Annotated in this window: 16 protein-coding genes; 7 read left to right on the top strand and 9 right to left on the bottom strand. The window is 64.5% G+C overall.

Annotated features, from left to right (window positions below; translation table 11 throughout):
* Nucleotides 1-83 precede the first annotated feature (83 nt).
* Entirely contained in the window at nt 84-701 is a 618-nt protein-coding gene (locus LB556_RS18860) for a helix-turn-helix domain-containing protein (RefSeq protein WP_224569244.1), read from the bottom strand.
* A gap of 136 nt (nt 702-837) precedes the next feature.
* On the opposite strand from LB556_RS18860, the gene LB556_RS18855 reads away from it, so the two are divergent.
* From LB556_RS18855 to LB556_RS18845, 3 genes are all read left to right on the top strand, one after another.
* On the top strand, nt 838-1,971 hold the full coding sequence (locus LB556_RS18855; RefSeq protein WP_224569243.1) for an NAD(P)/FAD-dependent oxidoreductase: 1,134 nt from the start codon (nt 838-840) through the stop codon (nt 1,969-1,971).
* Between the two features lie 49 nt (nt 1,972-2,020).
* On the top strand, nt 2,021-3,625 hold the full coding sequence (locus LB556_RS18850; protein ID WP_224569242.1) for an ABC transporter substrate-binding protein: 1,605 nt from the start codon (nt 2,021-2,023) through the stop codon (nt 3,623-3,625).
* A 177-nt stretch (nt 3,626-3,802) separates the two neighbouring features.
* Entirely contained in the window at nt 3,803-4,906 is a 1,104-nt protein-coding gene (locus LB556_RS18845; RefSeq protein WP_224569241.1) for a serine hydrolase domain-containing protein, read from the top strand.
* A 67-nt stretch (nt 4,907-4,973) separates the two neighbouring features.
* Here the strand turns inward: LB556_RS18845 and LB556_RS18840 are convergent, their stop codons facing one another.
* The 4 genes from LB556_RS18840 to LB556_RS18825 all read right to left on the bottom strand — a co-directional run bounded on the left by LB556_RS18840 (nt 4,974) and on the right by LB556_RS18825 (nt 7,887).
* Nucleotides 4,974-5,702, bottom strand: coding sequence for a Fic family protein (locus LB556_RS18840; protein ID WP_224569414.1), 729 nt, complete (start codon nt 5,700-5,702; stop codon nt 4,974-4,976).
* A complete protein-coding gene (locus tag LB556_RS18835; protein WP_263485354.1) occupies nt 5,668-5,946 on the bottom strand; it encodes a Fic/DOC family N-terminal domain-containing protein in 279 nt (92 codons plus the stop codon). The genes LB556_RS18840 and LB556_RS18835 overlap by 35 nt, the downstream gene beginning before the upstream one ends.
* Before the next feature lie 446 nt (nt 5,947-6,392).
* Nucleotides 6,393-6,968 carry a cytochrome b gene (locus LB556_RS18830; RefSeq protein WP_224569240.1) on the bottom strand — a complete coding sequence of 192 codons (576 nt, stop codon included), beginning with the start codon at nt 6,966-6,968 and terminating at the stop codon, nt 6,393-6,395.
* 178 nt (nt 6,969-7,146) lie between these two features.
* Nucleotides 7,147-7,887, bottom strand: coding sequence for a 3-keto-5-aminohexanoate cleavage protein (locus LB556_RS18825; RefSeq protein ID WP_224569239.1), 741 nt, complete (start codon nt 7,885-7,887; stop codon nt 7,147-7,149).
* A 195-nt stretch (nt 7,888-8,082) separates the two neighbouring features.
* On the opposite strand from LB556_RS18825, the gene LB556_RS18820 reads away from it, so the two are divergent.
* Nucleotides 8,083-8,277: a hypothetical protein gene (locus LB556_RS18820; RefSeq protein WP_224569238.1), complete on the top strand. Its 195-nt coding sequence runs from the start codon at nt 8,083-8,085 to the stop codon at nt 8,275-8,277.
* A 50-nt stretch (nt 8,278-8,327) separates the two neighbouring features.
* Here the strand turns inward: LB556_RS18820 and LB556_RS18815 are convergent, their stop codons facing one another.
* Nucleotides 8,328-10,430, bottom strand: a complete 2,103-nt coding sequence (locus LB556_RS18815) for an EAL domain-containing protein (RefSeq protein ID WP_224569237.1) — start codon at nt 10,428-10,430, stop codon at nt 8,328-8,330.
* Between the two features lie 226 nt (nt 10,431-10,656).
* On the opposite strand from LB556_RS18815, the gene LB556_RS18810 reads away from it, so the two are divergent.
* The gene (locus LB556_RS18810; protein ID WP_224569236.1) at nt 10,657-11,106 is read left to right on the top strand and encodes an ester cyclase; all 450 of its coding nucleotides are present in this window, start codon (nt 10,657-10,659) and stop codon (nt 11,104-11,106) included.
* A 61-nt stretch (nt 11,107-11,167) separates the two neighbouring features.
* Here the strand turns inward: LB556_RS18810 and LB556_RS18805 are convergent, their stop codons facing one another.
* Both LB556_RS18805 and LB556_RS18800 read right to left on the bottom strand, forming a co-directional pair.
* Complete coding sequence (locus LB556_RS18805; RefSeq protein ID WP_224569235.1) at nt 11,168-11,704, bottom strand: hypothetical protein; 537 nt, start codon at nt 11,702-11,704, stop codon at nt 11,168-11,170.
* A gap of 115 nt (nt 11,705-11,819) precedes the next feature.
* Nucleotides 11,820-12,146: a DUF1330 domain-containing protein gene (locus tag LB556_RS18800; protein ID WP_023774036.1), complete on the bottom strand. Its 327-nt coding sequence runs from the start codon at nt 12,144-12,146 to the stop codon at nt 11,820-11,822.
* 175 nt (nt 12,147-12,321) lie between these two features.
* On the opposite strand from LB556_RS18800, the gene LB556_RS18795 reads away from it, so the two are divergent.
* A complete protein-coding gene (locus LB556_RS18795) occupies nt 12,322-13,014 on the top strand; it encodes a winged helix-turn-helix transcriptional regulator (RefSeq protein ID WP_224569234.1) in 693 nt (230 codons plus the stop codon).
* Nucleotides 13,015-13,047: 33 nt separating this feature from the next.
* Here the strand turns inward: LB556_RS18795 and LB556_RS18790 are convergent, their stop codons facing one another.
* Nucleotides 13,048-13,239 (bottom strand): hypothetical protein, encoded by a 192-nt coding sequence (locus tag LB556_RS18790; RefSeq protein WP_224569233.1) that lies wholly within the window; start codon nt 13,237-13,239, stop codon nt 13,048-13,050.
* A gap of 193 nt (nt 13,240-13,432) precedes the next feature.
* Here LB556_RS18790 and ada point away from each other — a divergent pair, with 193 nt between their 5' ends.
* A complete protein-coding gene (gene ada, locus LB556_RS18785; RefSeq protein WP_224569412.1) occupies nt 13,433-14,554 on the top strand; it encodes a bifunctional DNA-binding transcriptional regulator/O6-methylguanine-DNA methyltransferase Ada in 1,122 nt (373 codons plus the stop codon).
* The last annotated feature ends 7 nt before the right edge of the window (nt 14,555-14,561 follow it).

Raw genomic sequence — 14,561 nt, 5'->3', positions numbered from 1 at the left:
AGTTCATCCTGTCTGGCAGGAATTCGGCTAGGACCCACGCTGCGTGCGGAGGCGCGACCGTCGGGCTGGTGCCAGGGAAGCCCCTAGCCCTCCACCGTCTCCAGAACGCTGAGCAATGTGCCTTCCATGTCCGGCTCCTCGCCCGAGCAGACGCAGAGCATCTCGGCGTCGCCCTCGCCCACGGAGAGATAGGCGTGGCCCATGGTGGAATCGATGTAGACGCTTTCGCCCGCCTTCAGCCGCACCGGCGCGTACTGGTCGGTGTGCAGTTCTATCTCGCCCTTGAGCACGATCAGGAATTCCTCGCCGGCGTGCCTGGTCAGCGGACCGAACTCCTCCGGCGTGCGGGCGCGCGCATAGGCATGGATCGGCACCATGCGTTTGCGCACCAGGTCGGTGGCGAGATACCGGTAGTCGTAGTTGCGGGTCAGCTGGCGCAGCGTGTTGGACTGCGAGGTCACCGAGCGGCGGGTGCGCGCCGCCGGCTGCTTGCGGTCGCCGCTGAGCAATTCCGTCACGTGGATGCCGAGCCCTTCGCAAATCTGCAAGAGCTTGTCGTAGCTCAGGGACATCTGGTCGTTCTCGACCTTCGACAGCGTCGACACCGCGACGCCGGTGAGCGTGCTGACCTCCTGCAAGGTCCAGCCATGGGTTTTTCTCAAGGCGCGCAGACAATCACCGAGGTTCGGTTGCTCCGACATTGTCAGCTCCATGGCGCGGCGACCACGCCGCTTCTCCACCCTAGGTAGTCCAACTCCCCGGTTTCATCAATCGGAGCAATATTTTTCTTATACGCTAAATATTGACTGGATACGAAATTATTTTTACGACTAACGGATGCAGTCGAATTTTCCCACCAAGATCGTCGTCATCGGCGGCGGCATTGCCGGCCTCTCGCTTGCCGCCGAGGTGGCGGGCTGGGCCGATGTTATCGTCATCGAGCGCGAGCCGCATCTCGGCTACCACGCCAGCGGCCGTTCGGCTGCTCTGTTCACCGAGACCTATGGCAACCGTCTGGTGCGCGGACTGACGCTGGCCAGCCGGCAGGCAATCGTCGAAGGCGGCTTCGTCGCCCACCGCCGTGGCGCACTGCATGTCGGATGGACCGGTGACGATGCCGACATCGACCGGCTTGCCGGCGAGTTGCAGGCGCTGGTGCCGAGCGTGCGCCGCCTGTCGGCGGCAGAGCTCCACGCACTGGTTCCCGTCATTGCCAGGGAAAACACCTGCGGCGGCGTCTATGAGCCGGACGCGGTCGACGTCGACACGGGCAAGATGCTGGGGTCGAGCGCCTCGGCGCTGAAAGCCGGCGGCGGCATCATCCGCACCGGCGAGGAGGTCCGCGCCATTTCACGCGACGGGAGCGCTTATCGGGTTCAAACGAGCGCCGGCATTTACTCGGCCGACATCGTCGTCAACGCCGCCGGCGCCTGGGTCGATGTCGTCGCCGGCATGGCGGGGCTGCCGGGCCTCGGCTTCCAGCCGAAGCGGCGCACCGCCTTCCTGTTCGATGCGCCCGCCGGCATGGACATTGCCGGTTGGCCGCTGGTGGTCGACCTGCACGAGCAATTCTACTTCAAGCCCGATGCCGGCAGGCTGATCGGCTCGCTCGCCGACGAGACCGATTCCGAGCCTTGCGACGCCTGGCCGGAAGACATCGACGTCGCCATCGCCGTGGACCGCATCGAGCAGGCGACGTCGATGCGCATCGGCCGTCCCTCGACGCCATGGGCGGGCCTGCGCACCTTCGCCCCCGACCGCACGCCGGTCGCCGGCTTCGACCCGCGCCTGCCCGGCTTCTTCTGGCTCGGCGGCCAGGGCGGCTATGGCTTCCAGGTGTCGCTGACGCTGGCGAGGCTGAGCGCGGCGCTGATGCGCGGCCAACCCCTGCCCGGGGACATCGCCGCACTCGGCGTCACCGCGTCGGCGCTGGCGCCCGATCGCTTCCTGGCCTCGGCCGTGGCTCCATGAATTCCGTGCCCTTCCCTCAATCCGTAAAGTGTCATCAGGAGCGTTTGCGATGAAATCCACCGTTCTGCGCGCAGTGCTTGCCACATCCCTTCTCGCCTCTTCCGTCCTTCTCGGCGGGCAGGCTTACGCCAAGACGCTGGTCTACTGCTCGGAAGCCAACCCCGAGACCTTCAACCCGGCGATCGGCATTGCCGATTCCACCATGGACGCCGCCGCCAAGACGATCTTCAACCGGCTGGTCGAGTTCAAGCCGGGCACGACGGAGGTTGGGCCGGCCCTGGCGGAGAACTGGGACGTCTCGCCTGACGGCAAGACCTACACCTTCCATCTCAGGCACGGCGTGAAGTTCCAGTCGAACGAGCATTTTACGCCCTCGCGCGACTTCAACGCGGACGACGTGCTCTACACCTTCAACCGCCAGCGCGATGCCGCCAATCCCTATCACAAGCTCGGCGGCGGCGCTTACGAGTACTTCAACGCGCTCGGCATGGGCACGCTGATCGACAAGATTGACAAGGTCGACGACTACACAGTGCGCTTCACGCTGACGGCTCCAAACGTCACCTTCCTCGCCGGGCTGGCGCTCGACTACCTCTCGATCCTGTCGCTGGAGCAGACCGAAAAAATGGTGGCGGCAGGCACGCCGGAGCTGATCGACAGCATGCCGGTCGGCACCGGGCCGTTCGTGCTTCAGGCCTATGTGCCCGACAGCCAGGTCCGCTACGCCGCCAACAAGGATTACTGGCGCGGCGCGCCGAAGATCGACACGCTGGTCTTCGCCATCACGCCCGAACCGACCACCCGCGTCGAGCGCATCAAGGCCAACGAATGCCAGGTCGCCGCCCCGCCGCCGCCAAGCGCGGTCGCCGACCTGCGAAACGATCCCGACATCACCGTGCTCGACCTCAAGGGCCAGAACATCGGCATCCTCGGCTTCAACGTCGAACACCAGCCCCTGGGCGACGTGCGCGTGCGCATGGCACTTGCCAAGGCCGTCGACCGCAAGGCCATCGTCGAGGCGGTCTATGCGGGCGCCGGCACGGTTGCCGGCAGCGTCGTGCCGCCGGCGCAGCTTGGTGCCGTCACCGATGCCGGCATCGACTATGACCCCGATGGCGCCAAGACCCTCTTGAAAGAGGCCGGCCACGAAAGCGGCCTCAAGATCAGCCTGTGGGCGATGCCGGTGTCGCGCCCCTACAATCCCAACGCCAAGCGCATGGCCGAGATGATCCAGGCCGACTGGGCGAAGGTTGGCGTGCAATCGGAGATCGTCAGCTTCGAATGGGGCGAATATCTCAAGCGCACCGCGGCGGGCGAGCAGGACGCGTTCCTGCTCGGCGGCAGCAGCGACAATGGCGACCCCGACAACATGCTGAGCTATCTCCTGTCCTGCGACGGCGTGAAGGGCGGCTCCAACCGCTCGCGCTGGTGCGACAAGGATTTCGAGAAGCTGCTGGACGAGGGACGCGTCGCCGCCGACCCGAAGGAGCGCGCCGCGATCTACGGCAAGGCGCAGGCGATCCTGAAGGCCGAGGTGCCGGTGGCGCCGATCGCCCATTCGATGGTCGCGATCCCGATCCGCAAGAGCGTGCTCAACTACGTGCTCGATCCCTTCGGCCGGCAGAATTTCGCCGCCGTCGACATGGCGGAGTAGGATGCCGGCGACGCCCTTCCTTCTCCCCTTGTGGGAGAAGGTGGCCTCGCGAAGCGAGGTCGGATGAGGGGTGTTCCAGCTTGGCACCGACGGCACTCCGTCACCCACCCCTCAACCGTCTCGGCGCTGCGCGCCGATCCACCTTCTCCCACAGGGGAGAAGGAAGAAAGGTGAACCATGCGTGAAAATCTGACCTCTCTTCTCGACCGCTACCTCGCGGACGGCGCGGTGGGTGCCTCGCTGGCCTATGCCCGGAACGGCGCCGCACCGACCGCCCTCACCGCCGGCCTCGCCGACCGCGCACATGGCACCGCCGTCGCACCCGAGCAGCTGTTCAAGATCGGCAGTTGCACCAAGACCTTCGTCGCCGCAGCACTCGTCAAGCTCGCCGAGACCGGCAAGGTCGACCTCGGCGCGCCGATCTCCTCCTGGTTTCCGGATCTGCCGGGTGCGAAAGACATTTCTGCACGCCAGCTGATCAACCATCGCAGCGGCTTGCCGGAATTCGAGTATTACATCCCGATGGACCCGAGCCGGCAGTGGACACCCCGGCAGCTGGTCGACATCGCCTTCGCCTCCGACAAGCAGAAGGCGCCGGGCGGCCCGGCCGTCTACAACAACACCGGCTATGTCCTGGCCGGCCTGGTGATCGAGGCCGTCGCGAAAGATTCTCTGGCGGGGTATGTCAGGAGCGCGATCCTGCAGCCCCTCGGCCTGGACAACACCTGGTCGCCGGCGACCGAGGCGTTTCCGCAAAAATCCATGGTGCGCGGCTACTACCACCGTCCGCCGCCGGCGCCGAACGCGCCCACCGACATCGCCTCGGGCGGCGAGATGTGGCGCATGGATGGCGTGCTGCCCTATTCCGACCAGTTGCAGGACTCGTCCGATTCCTTCCCGTTCGGCGCCGCCTATGGCTGCGGCGACATGGTGTCGACGCCGTCCGACATGGTGGGCTTCATGCGCGGCTTGTTCTCCGGCAAGGTGCTGTCGCCAGCCTTCTTCGCCGAGATGTTCGAACACCGTGTGCCGGCCAGTTTTCCAGGCACCCGCATGCGCGAGACCGGCGCCGGCATGTTCCAGAGCGCCTATGCCGGCCGCGCCGTCTATGGGCACCAGGGAAGCATTCCAGGCTATGTCGCCGTCATGCTGCACGATCCCGAGGCGGACCTGACCATCGCCATGACCAGCAATGTCGGCTCCGGCAACCGCCTGTCCTTCCAGGCCAGCGGCCTGCACCCGGTGGTCGATCAGGCGATCGCAACAATCTTGCGGCTGTGATCTTAGGATGGGAGTAGGAAATCGGACTGCTGCCTTCAGAGGACCTTACGCGATCTATGCGCGGACGTCAGCCATCTCGGCGCCTCTCGAAGAGCTGGAGGTATCGTTCGAACACGAAAAGCCGATTGCGTCTTTGGCCGGTGACTTCGATTAGAACGCCGTGGTCCATGAGATCGACAATCAATGACGTAGACGTGTTTGTCGTCGTGTCCAACAGAATAGTGACGCCCTTCACGTCGACCAATGGTCGCCTGTAGAGATGTCTTATAAGCTGTTGCGCGTTTCCTTGGCGGCGATGGCTAAAGCGCGGCAGCGTTTCCCGTTCTATCTGCTCTTTGAGCACCAGAATCTTGCGGAACACATCAGCAGATGCGCGTGCTGTCTCTTCAACTCCGTGCAGAAAGAAGATCAGCCAGTCGCGCATATGGTTGCCTTCGCGTACGGCCATGAGGTGATCGATGTAGGCTGTCTTGTTGCGCTCGAAATAATCGGAAAGATAGAGCGCGGGTTTGACAAGAAGCCCCTGCGAGGCGAGGTAAAGCGAAATCATCAGGCGGCCCAGCCGCCCGTTGCCATCCAGAAACGGATGGATGGTTTCGAATTGATAGTGGGCGATGGCAATGCGGATGAGCGGCGGTACGCGCAGGCTGTCGTCATGGATGAATTTCTCCATACCGCTCATGAGCTCGGGAACATGCTCGTGATGCGGGGGCACGAAGACTGCGTTTCTTAGACTCGCGCCAATCCAGTTCTGACTGGTTCTAAATTCGCCGGACTGCTTGGTTTCGCCACGCACGCCCTGAGAAAGGCAGGCGCTCAAGGCCGACAATGGCACTATTGATCGCCTGGATGTAGTTTTGTACCTCTCCCCAGTCGTCGCGCGCTTCAGGAGACAGGTCCACGATCTGTTTGAAGGCGTCCTCGATGTTGGTCTGTGTGCCCTCGATACGGCTCGACTGCGTCGCTTCCTTCGCGACATACATGCTGATAAAGAAATCAATGTCGGGGACGAGCTGCGCGAACGCGTTCAATTCGCCCAATGCGCGGTCGGCACGACCAAGTACGTCTATGACTTCCGGGTCGGAGATGATCCAGGGATGATTGACCGGGGTCGGCGCGAAACTACGATATTCCAGCCGCTTGTCGTAACCCCCCGCTCTATAGGGCTGACAAATCCATATTTCAGAAACATCCTCATTCCTGCAATAATGGAATCCATATGTCAGATTCGATCAACTTCCAACAGCTGTTCAATTTGAGGGTAGTTTCTGAAATAACGACCGGCCCAGTTTCAGAAACTCCTTCTACGCGGCGCTGCGGAATAGTGAACACCGCGCCCGGGACATGATATCTCCCGGACACGAGACCGCCGTGAGACCAACTTTGCCGCTGCTGTTGAGCCTCGATCACGGCCATGCCGACAAGGCCGGCTTCTGGCGCTGCAGGGCACCCAGTGGTCAATCAGGCGATCCCTATCATTCTGGGGTCAAGGCTGTGTCTGGCGTCCGAGGCTGGCCGATGGGTCGGGCAGGCCCGGTACCATCTGGCTCAGCACGCGATCACGAAGGAAGACATGATGGAAGATGGCCGCTGCCGCGTGCAGGCCGGCGAGCCACATGATGACATCGCCAAGCGTGCCATGGATTTCAGCCAATGGAGCGCCCCAGGTACCAGAAAACGGGCCGATCGCTCCCAGGCCGTACACCGTCACCGGGTGGCCGCCGAACAAGGCGCCGATCATGGCCGTCGCAGGGACCGCGAACAGCAGAGCGTAAAGCGCCCAGTGCGTTGCTTTCGAAGCAAGCTCCATCCAGCCGGGCATGGCCGGCGCGTCGGGAATGCGGTCGAACGGACGCCAGAGCAGGCGAAGGACCAACAAGCAGAAAACGGCAAAGCCGAGTGACTCATGCAGCAGCAGCGTGGGCGCCCTGGCCGCCGAATAGACCCGTTCGGGCGGGCCACCTGCCGAAACCAAGAAGGCAGCGAGCACCAGCACCGCCGTCAACCAGTGAAATGCCTGGGCAAGGTTGCCGTAGCGGGTTGTCGAGCCGGAAAGCGACATGCGAGAGCTCCGAGACAGTTGGACAGGTTCCTCCCGCATCCATCCTTGAACGTGCCCTGATTTGAATTGTTCCTCAAGTTACATCCAATTAATTTGTGCCGCGCCTGCGCTGGTCGCCTCCGCGACGTGGCGGCGCCCCCGCGTGCGCCGCCCGCTTCGCGACAGCCCGAGCCGCGTCTCAGGATGTGCCGGTACGGTCTTCGACTCCGCCGTGAAAGGCCGCTACCGCCGCAGCCACGATTTCCGCATTGTCCCTGGCCACCGTTCCGTCGGCGAGCGTCTTGCCGTCCTCCAGCCCGACCCGTGTCGACCAGCGCTTTTGCCGCGCAAGGTCCACGAACGGCCAGACCGTGCCGTCGACGCCGTGCAGCAGGATCTGCCGCCGCACGCCGGCGCGTTCGAGAACGGCGGCGATATGGTGCGCCTCGTCGAGGGCCGTGGCCAGGTCCGGCATGTCGATCTCGATCAGGATGCGCAGCACGCGGCGGTGATCGGCAAGCGCCACGAAGCGCTCCGCGTCTTCCCTCGTGGCAAGCCCTGCCTCGATGCCGATGCCCTGCTTATGCAACAGCTCCATCACATGGGGTGCGTCGGCCTCCGAGAGATTGACCGAGGCGTAATCGGGCAGTTCCCGCCAGGCGGCGATAGCGGCGCGCGTCCGCGCCACATCGTTCTCGATCCAGGCGCCGGTCGATACGCCGATCAATGTGCCCGGACAGGCCTGGCGCACGGCAAGGACCGTCATATCCACGGCGGCCAGGCTTTCGCGCCCGCCGGCGCCGCGCGGATGGATGTGCAGTTCGGCGGCGCCCGCCGCGACGCAGGCGGCGGCATCGTGGGCCATCGCTTGCACCGTCAGCGGCAGCCTGGGATGGAAATCGCGCGGACGCGCGCCGTTGATGCAGGCTTGGACGATCATCGATTTCACCTCGGGCGAAATAGCGGACTCTAGCCGCGCCGCCACACCGCGCAAGGCCGCGGCGCCGCTACTCCTGACACGACGGCGCCACCAGTCTCGCCTCTTCGGCATTTGACTAAAAGACGTCTGTGGATATTTACCGCGCGTTTCGTCAGGTCGGCCAAGGTACATTAGGGCGGGATCATGGAGGGACCATTGACCAGCGATTTTTCAGCCGCCCGTCTCCATCTCGAACGCGCCTACCACTATCTGCACGGCAATGACGAGACGAGCCGCTCGACATGCGAGGCCCTCGATCTGTTGATCGAGGCGGTGACGGAAGCACAGCACAGGAAGCCGGAACCCGGTGTGCTGGAATTTCCGCCAGGGGCGGTACGCCAGCACGGCTGAACGCAACGCGCCGCGTTGAACGGTTCAGTGTTCGCGCATCAAGTTCTTCGTCAGGACGCCTTGCGACCCGATGCGCCGGCCATCCCCGTCGCGCGCGCCACGATCCGCTCCAGCGGTTCGGGCCGGTGCAGCAGGAAGCCCTGGCCGAACTCGACGCCCATATCGCCCAGCATGGCCACCGTCTCCTGCCGCTCGATCTTCTCGGCCACGACGGCGCAGCCGAGGCTGCGGGCGATGCTGGCTATGGCCAGCACGATCTCGCGGTCGAAGCGGCTTTCCGTCACGTGCTCGATGAACGAGCCGTCGATCTTGATGGCGTCGACCGGAAAGCGCCTGAGATATTCGAACGAACTCATGCCGGCGCCGAAATCGTCGAGGCTGACCCTGCAGCGCCGCTCGCGCGCCTTGCGCACGAAGGTTTCGGCGGCATCGAAATTGGTGACCGCCGCGGTTTCGGTGATCTCGAAGCCGATGCCCGAATGCGGCGCCCCGGTTTCCTCGATGATGCGGTCGACGAAATCCCACAGCCCGGGATCGCTCAGCGTCTGCGCCGACAGGTTGAAGCCAAGCGTGATCGCGCCGGACTTCATCGCCGCGCTGTGCCGTGACAGCGCGGTTCGGATGATCCAGCGGTCGAGCCGCGCGGCAACGCCGAAGCGCTCCGCCGCCGGTATGAATTCGCCGGGCGGGATCAGCCGGCCGCTCTTTCCGGCAAGCCGTGCCAGCACCTCGACATGGCGGTTCTCTTCCCAGGGCCTGCCTAGCCGGTGGATCTCTTGGCCGAACAGTTTCAGCCGGCCGTCGTCCATGGCGTCCACCGTGTCGGCGGCGAGGCGTGCGGCGTTGAGGCCGCCCGACCCCGAGACGGCATCGGTCGAAAACAGCGCGAAGCGATCACGCCCGGCGGCCTTGGCCGCGTAGCAGGCGTCGTCCGCGCAGGCCAGCGCGTCGGCAACCGTGGTGACACGGTCGCGAACGATGGCGATGCCGATGCTGGCCGCCAGCCGGCGCGACGTCGCGGCAAGGCCGAGATCGGCGTCGCGCACGGCCGCCAGGATGGCGCCGGCCAGCCGCTCGGCTTGCGCGGCGTCGCAATCGGGCACCATCAGCGCGAACTCGTCGCCGCCGAGCCGCGCCGCATGCGCCGATGGCGGCAGGCAGCTGCCGATACCAGCCGCGACGCTCTTCAGCGCCAGATCGCCCGCGGCATGGCCGGCGAAATCATTGAGCGCCTTGAAGTAATCGAGATCGACATAGAACACCGCAAGCGGCACCCCGGTGGCGATCTGATCGGCGAGCAGCCTGTCGAAGGCGGCGCGGTTCCACAGGCCGGTCAGCGCGTCATGGCGGGCGGCGAAGGCAAGCTCCTGTTCGCGTAGCTTGGCCTCGGTGATGTCGCGCACTGTGCCGAGAATCTGGCCCGCCTCGCCGGCGGCGCCGATGAAGCGCACCAGCGATTCGATATGGCGGATCTGGCCGTCGCGCCTGATGATGCGATATTGCGAGGCGGTAACGCCGTTCGAGCCGGGTGGCGGCTGGTGCGCCCGTTCGGCCGCTTCCTTGTCGTCGGGATGCAGATAGCTGTGCCAGAGGTCGCCATCCACCTCGTCGGTGTCGGCGACGACGCCGAACATGTCCCTGGTGCGGGCGTCCCAATAGCTCTTTTTGGTGGCCATGTCATAGTGCCAGATGCCGGTGCCGCTGGCCGCGAGCGCCAGGCGGAATCGGATATTGACCTGCTCGAGCGCGGCCTCGGCCGCCTTCTGCTTCGAGATGTCGGTCTGCACGCCCATCAGCCTGACCGGCTTGCCGCCGGCGTCGCGCTCGACGGTGCCGCCGCGGTCGAGCACCCATATCCAATGGCCCTGCTTGTGCTTGAGCCTGAGTTCGGTCTCGATGGTGTCGGCCAGCCCGGCAATGTGGCGGTCGCCGCTGGCCAGCGCACGCTCGCGGTCATCGGGATGGGTGAGTTGCAGCCACAGGTCGCTGGTGGCGGCAAGCTCGTTCTCCTCGTAGCCCAGCATTCGCTCCCAGGTCGCCGAGTAGAAGCAAGTGCCGGTGCGAAGGTCCCAGTCCCAGACGCCAAGACCGGCGCTCTCCAGGGCCTTGACCCAGAACGCTTCGTCGCGATTTTTCTTGCCCTGGCGCGCCATCGTCCGTTTCGCTTGCCCCACCCGTAGGCAATCTGCGGCAAAACCAGAGAAGAAACAGTTACCGGGCAGCAGAGGAGGCGGAATCCCTGCTCTCCCGGCGACCATCGTGACTTCAGTCTTTCGATTGGCGGGCAAGAACCGGAGTTTTGCGCGCGTCCTGTCGTCCTAGGGATGCCTCGGATCATCGACACAGGTGATCCGAGCCAGACAAAAAGAGGACCTCCCTATGACCAAGCAGGAAGACAACAAAGCCGTCGTCGTCAGATGGTTCACCGACTTCTGGGGTGAAACCTGCGATCTCTCCGTCGTCGACGCCGTCGCCGCGCCCGACATGCTGCTGAAGTATTCGCTGCACGAGCCGCGCCGCGGCCGCGACGACATCAAGGCCTTCATGACCGATTTCCGAGCCGCTTTCCCGGATCTCAATTTCTGGGCCACCGCCGATCTCATCGCCGAGGGCGACTATGTCGTCGGCCAGTGGGAAGGCGGCGGCACGCATACCGGCCCGGCCTTCGGTGATTTCCTCGCCGGTTCGCTGCCCGCCGCCACCGGCCGCGCCATGCGCTTCACCGGCACCACGGTGCTGAAGGTGATCGACGGCAGGATCGTCGAGGAAATCGGCCTCGACGACGGCGTCGCCGCCCTCACCCAGCTCGGCCTGATCAAGGCCGCCTGAGAGACTTCACGCGAAATCGAGGCTTTGGCCAGGCGGCGCCAATGCCGCCTGGCCATCCCGGTTACTGGCTTGGCGCCATCGCGTGCTCGCACGACACTTTCGGGTTCATGTCGGCGAACGTGCCGGTCGGGTTGCCTTTCCAGGCCCAGACATGCAGTTCGTAGAATTGGCCCAGGCCATAGCGGTTGGGTGCACTGTTGAAGTTGAACAGCTGTCCCTCAAGCGAGGCCGGCCCCTTCGAGGTGATGTATTCGACCGCCACCAGCTTCAGCGTGCCGTCGGCCATCGGCTCGTACATCACCGCTTCGGGACGGGCGATGTCGATCTTGTCGTCCTTCAGATACTCGCCATTGACATAGTGGATGCCCATGGCGCCACCGGTGATGCCGCTGGCACAGGGAATGGGCGCATAGCCTTCCGCCGTCGCGGCGTTGACGTCGAGAAACCGGCTGTTGGCGGCCCGCACCTTTTCGGCCAGCGGACTGACATCCGGCGCGCCCGCTGCCGCCTCCTGATGCGCCTGTGCGAAGGTCGTGCAGACGGCGAGCATGGCCCCCGCCATGAGAAGCCCGTTGCGAAAGTTCGATTTCATTTCCATTCCATTCCTGTTGAAAAAGCACGGCTGGCTGGCCGCCGACAATACGGCGGCGCGACCGGCAAGCGCCGTGGCTGTTGCTGTTTGGAGATCCCGAAGACGACGCGGCGAATGCCGGTCATCCCTTGGGCAGATACGGTATCGTTCCGGCCAGATCGGTGTCGTCGATCAGCTGGAAACGGCTGTCGCTGCCACCCTGGCGGGCCGAAACGAAAGGCGCATAGGCCGGATCGTCGGTGAAGGCGCGCGCCGCGGCTTCCGACGGGAAAGCCATCAGGGCGATCAGCGTTGTGTCGAGCGGCTTGCCTTCGAGCGTCTTCACATTGCCGCTGCGCGACAGATATTTGCCGCCATGCTTGTGGACGAGGTCGTGCACCGAGGCGGCATAGGCCGGAACCCATTTCGGATCCTTCATCTTGATGTCCGCGATAACGTAAGCAGTCATTGTGGTCTCCTGGTTGCGGCACACAGGGGGATCCCGTGCACCGGCCAAAGGGTTCGCATGGCAGGGTCCACGCCAGCCAGTCCGTGATCTGTACTGGGCCGGTACGGTTTCTGTACTCGCCGCTTCAATCATGAAGGACTAATGTTGCCTCAGGTTCGAGGGAGAGACACAAGTCATGACCCAGCACGGATATAAACAGTTCTGCCCGCTATCGATGGCCGCCGAGGTGCTGTGCACCCGCTGGACGATGGTGCTGATGCGCGAGCTCGTGGCGGGGTCGACCCGCTTCAACGACCTGCGCCGCGGCGTGCCCAAAATGTCGCCGACCCTTCTGTCGCAACGGCTGAAGGAGCTTGAGCTGGCGGGGATCGTCGAGCGCAAGGAGGTCCAGGGACAAAAAGGGATCTTCGACTACCGGCTGACCGAGGCCGGCCGCGACTTGCGCCCGGTCGTCGAGGCGATGGGCTTCTGGGGCCAGAAATGGGTCGAGTCCCGCCTGTCCCTCAAGAACCTCGATCCGTCGCTGCTGATGTGGGACATGCGGCGCAACCTGAATCCCTCGCCGCTGCCCGAGGGACGCACGGTGATACAATTCCTGTATCAGGAACTCCCCGCCTCCAAGCGCTCCTGGTGGCTGATCGTGGAAAAGCACGGCGAAGTCGACCTGTGCTGGTACGATCCGGGCTTCGACGTCGACCTCTATGTGTCGACCGACCTGCACACGATGACGGCGATCTGGATGAGAGTGCTCACGGTCGAAAAGGCCGGCGCGAAAGTCGCCCTGACCGGGGACCAGGCCATCGGCAGGAAGATGCAGGCCTGGCTCGGGCTCAGCCCTTTCGCGGTCGAACCCAAACGCGCGGCGTAGGAGCCGGCGCTATCGGCAAGCGCATGGATAAGCTTAGGCGCGCTTGCCGCCCCTTTCATTTGCGAGGTGATAGGGTCGCACGAGAATTTCGGCGGGAATGTTCCATTCCTTGTTCAGTTTGAAGATCATGTCGAGGGTAAGGGCGCGCTTTCTGTTCAGCACCTCGGTTGCCCGAGGCGACGATCCGATCACCTCGGCCAAAGCCTTTCGCGACAGGTTGAACAATTGCATGTGCGAATGAATGGCTTCCACGGGATCGGATCAATCTTGTCATTCTTTACCCGAATTGGGGCGAGATTGATTGTATCTCGGTTTGAAACCGGACCATTGGCCAAAGCGCCCATTCAAGGCAAGCTCACCTCCTGACATTGGCAGGAAACGGGTGGCGAGGCCGGCTTTTGGCGGCTTCAATGCGCTTATGTTCATCACCTTGGCCAAACATCCGCAACCCGCGCCGCTGACGGTGGCCGATGATCCGCGCTGGGCGCGCATCGTGGCGCGCGACAAGTCGGCCGATGGCGCATTCTGGTATTCGGTGGCGACGACCGGCGTCTATTGCCGGCCATCCTGTCCATCGCGGCGCGCCAACCCGAAGAACGTGCAGTTGCACGACACGCTGGACCAGGCCAGGGCGACAGGCTTCCGCCCATGCCGGCGCTGCAATCCGGACGGCCCTTCGCTCGAGGCAGGCAACGCCGCGATGGTCGCCTATGCCTGCCGCCTTATCGAGGACAGCGAGGACGAACCGTCGCTCGCCGAACTGGCCGATGCAGCAGGCCGCAGCCCCGGCTATTTCCATCGCGTTTTCAAGGCGGTCACCGGGCTGACACCGAAAGATTATGCAGCGGCCCGGCGTGCCGCCCGGGTCCGGCAGGGTCTGCAAGACGGCGCCAGCGTGACGTCGGCGATCTACGATGCCGGTTTCAATTCGAGCGGGCGTTTCTACGAAAAATCGACTGGCATGCTCGGCATGACGCCGACGCGCTACCGCGCCGGCGGCGCCAACGAGGAGATCCGCTTCGCCGTCGGCGAATCCTCGCTCGGCACCATCCTGGTCGCCTCGAGCCGGAGGGGCGTCGCCTCGATCCTGCTCGGTCAGGATCCCGACGCGCTGGTGCGCGATCTGCAGGACCGTTTCCCCAAGGCGCGGCTGGTCGGCGGCGACGGCGACTATGAGGCGCTCGTCGCGCGCGTCGTCGGCTTCGTCGAGGCGCCGGCGCTCGGTCTCGACCTGCCGCTCGACGTACGCGGCACCGCCTTCCAGCAGCGCGTCTGGCAGGCATTGCGAAACATACCGCCCGGTCGCACCATCTCCTACGCCGAGATCGCGCAGCGTATCGGCGCGCCGATGGCGGCCCGCGCCGTCGCCGCCGCCTGTGCCGCCAACGCCCTTGCGGTGGCGATTCCCTGCCACCGCGTGATCCGCAGGGATGGCGCTTTGTCCGGCTATGCCTGGGGCGCGGAGCGCAAACGCGTGCTGCTCGACCGCGAGGCCGGCGGGCCGGTGAAGGCAGCCGACAGCCGGCCCTCGCGGGCCTGACAGGGAA

This window comes from Mesorhizobium sp. ES1-4, from assembly GCF_020164745.1.
Taxonomy (GTDB): Bacteria; Pseudomonadota; Alphaproteobacteria; order Rhizobiales; family Rhizobiaceae; genus Mesorhizobium.
This window is presented reverse-complemented; position numbering and strand designations above follow the sequence as displayed.

Coding starts and splice junctions, on each gene's coding strand:
- LB556_RS18860 (WP_224569244.1), bottom strand. CDS start 701: ATGTCGGAGCAACCGAACCTCGGTGATTGTCTGCGCGCCTTGAGAAAA.
- LB556_RS18855 (WP_224569243.1), top strand. CDS start 838: ATGCAGTCGAATTTTCCCACCAAGATCGTCGTCATCGGCGGCGGCATT.
- LB556_RS18850 (WP_224569242.1), top strand. CDS start 2,021: ATGAAATCCACCGTTCTGCGCGCAGTGCTTGCCACATCCCTTCTCGCC.
- LB556_RS18845 (WP_224569241.1), top strand. CDS start 3,803: ATGCGTGAAAATCTGACCTCTCTTCTCGACCGCTACCTCGCGGACGGC.
- LB556_RS18830 (WP_224569240.1), bottom strand. CDS start 6,968: ATGTCGCTTTCCGGCTCGACAACCCGCTACGGCAACCTTGCCCAGGCA.
- LB556_RS18825 (WP_224569239.1), bottom strand. CDS start 7,887: ATGATCGTCCAAGCCTGCATCAACGGCGCGCGTCCGCGCGATTTCCAT.
- LB556_RS18815 (WP_224569237.1), bottom strand. CDS start 10,430: ATGGCGCGCCAGGGCAAGAAAAATCGCGACGAAGCGTTCTGGGTCAAG.
- LB556_RS18810 (WP_224569236.1), top strand. CDS start 10,657: ATGACCAAGCAGGAAGACAACAAAGCCGTCGTCGTCAGATGGTTCACC.
- LB556_RS18805 (WP_224569235.1), bottom strand. CDS start 11,704: ATGGAAATGAAATCGAACTTTCGCAACGGGCTTCTCATGGCGGGGGCC.
- LB556_RS18800 (WP_023774036.1), bottom strand. CDS start 12,146: ATGACTGCTTACGTTATCGCGGACATCAAGATGAAGGATCCGAAATGG.
- LB556_RS18795 (WP_224569234.1), top strand. CDS start 12,322: ATGACCCAGCACGGATATAAACAGTTCTGCCCGCTATCGATGGCCGCC.
- ada (WP_224569412.1), top strand. CDS start 13,433: ATGTTCATCACCTTGGCCAAACATCCGCAACCCGCGCCGCTGACGGTG.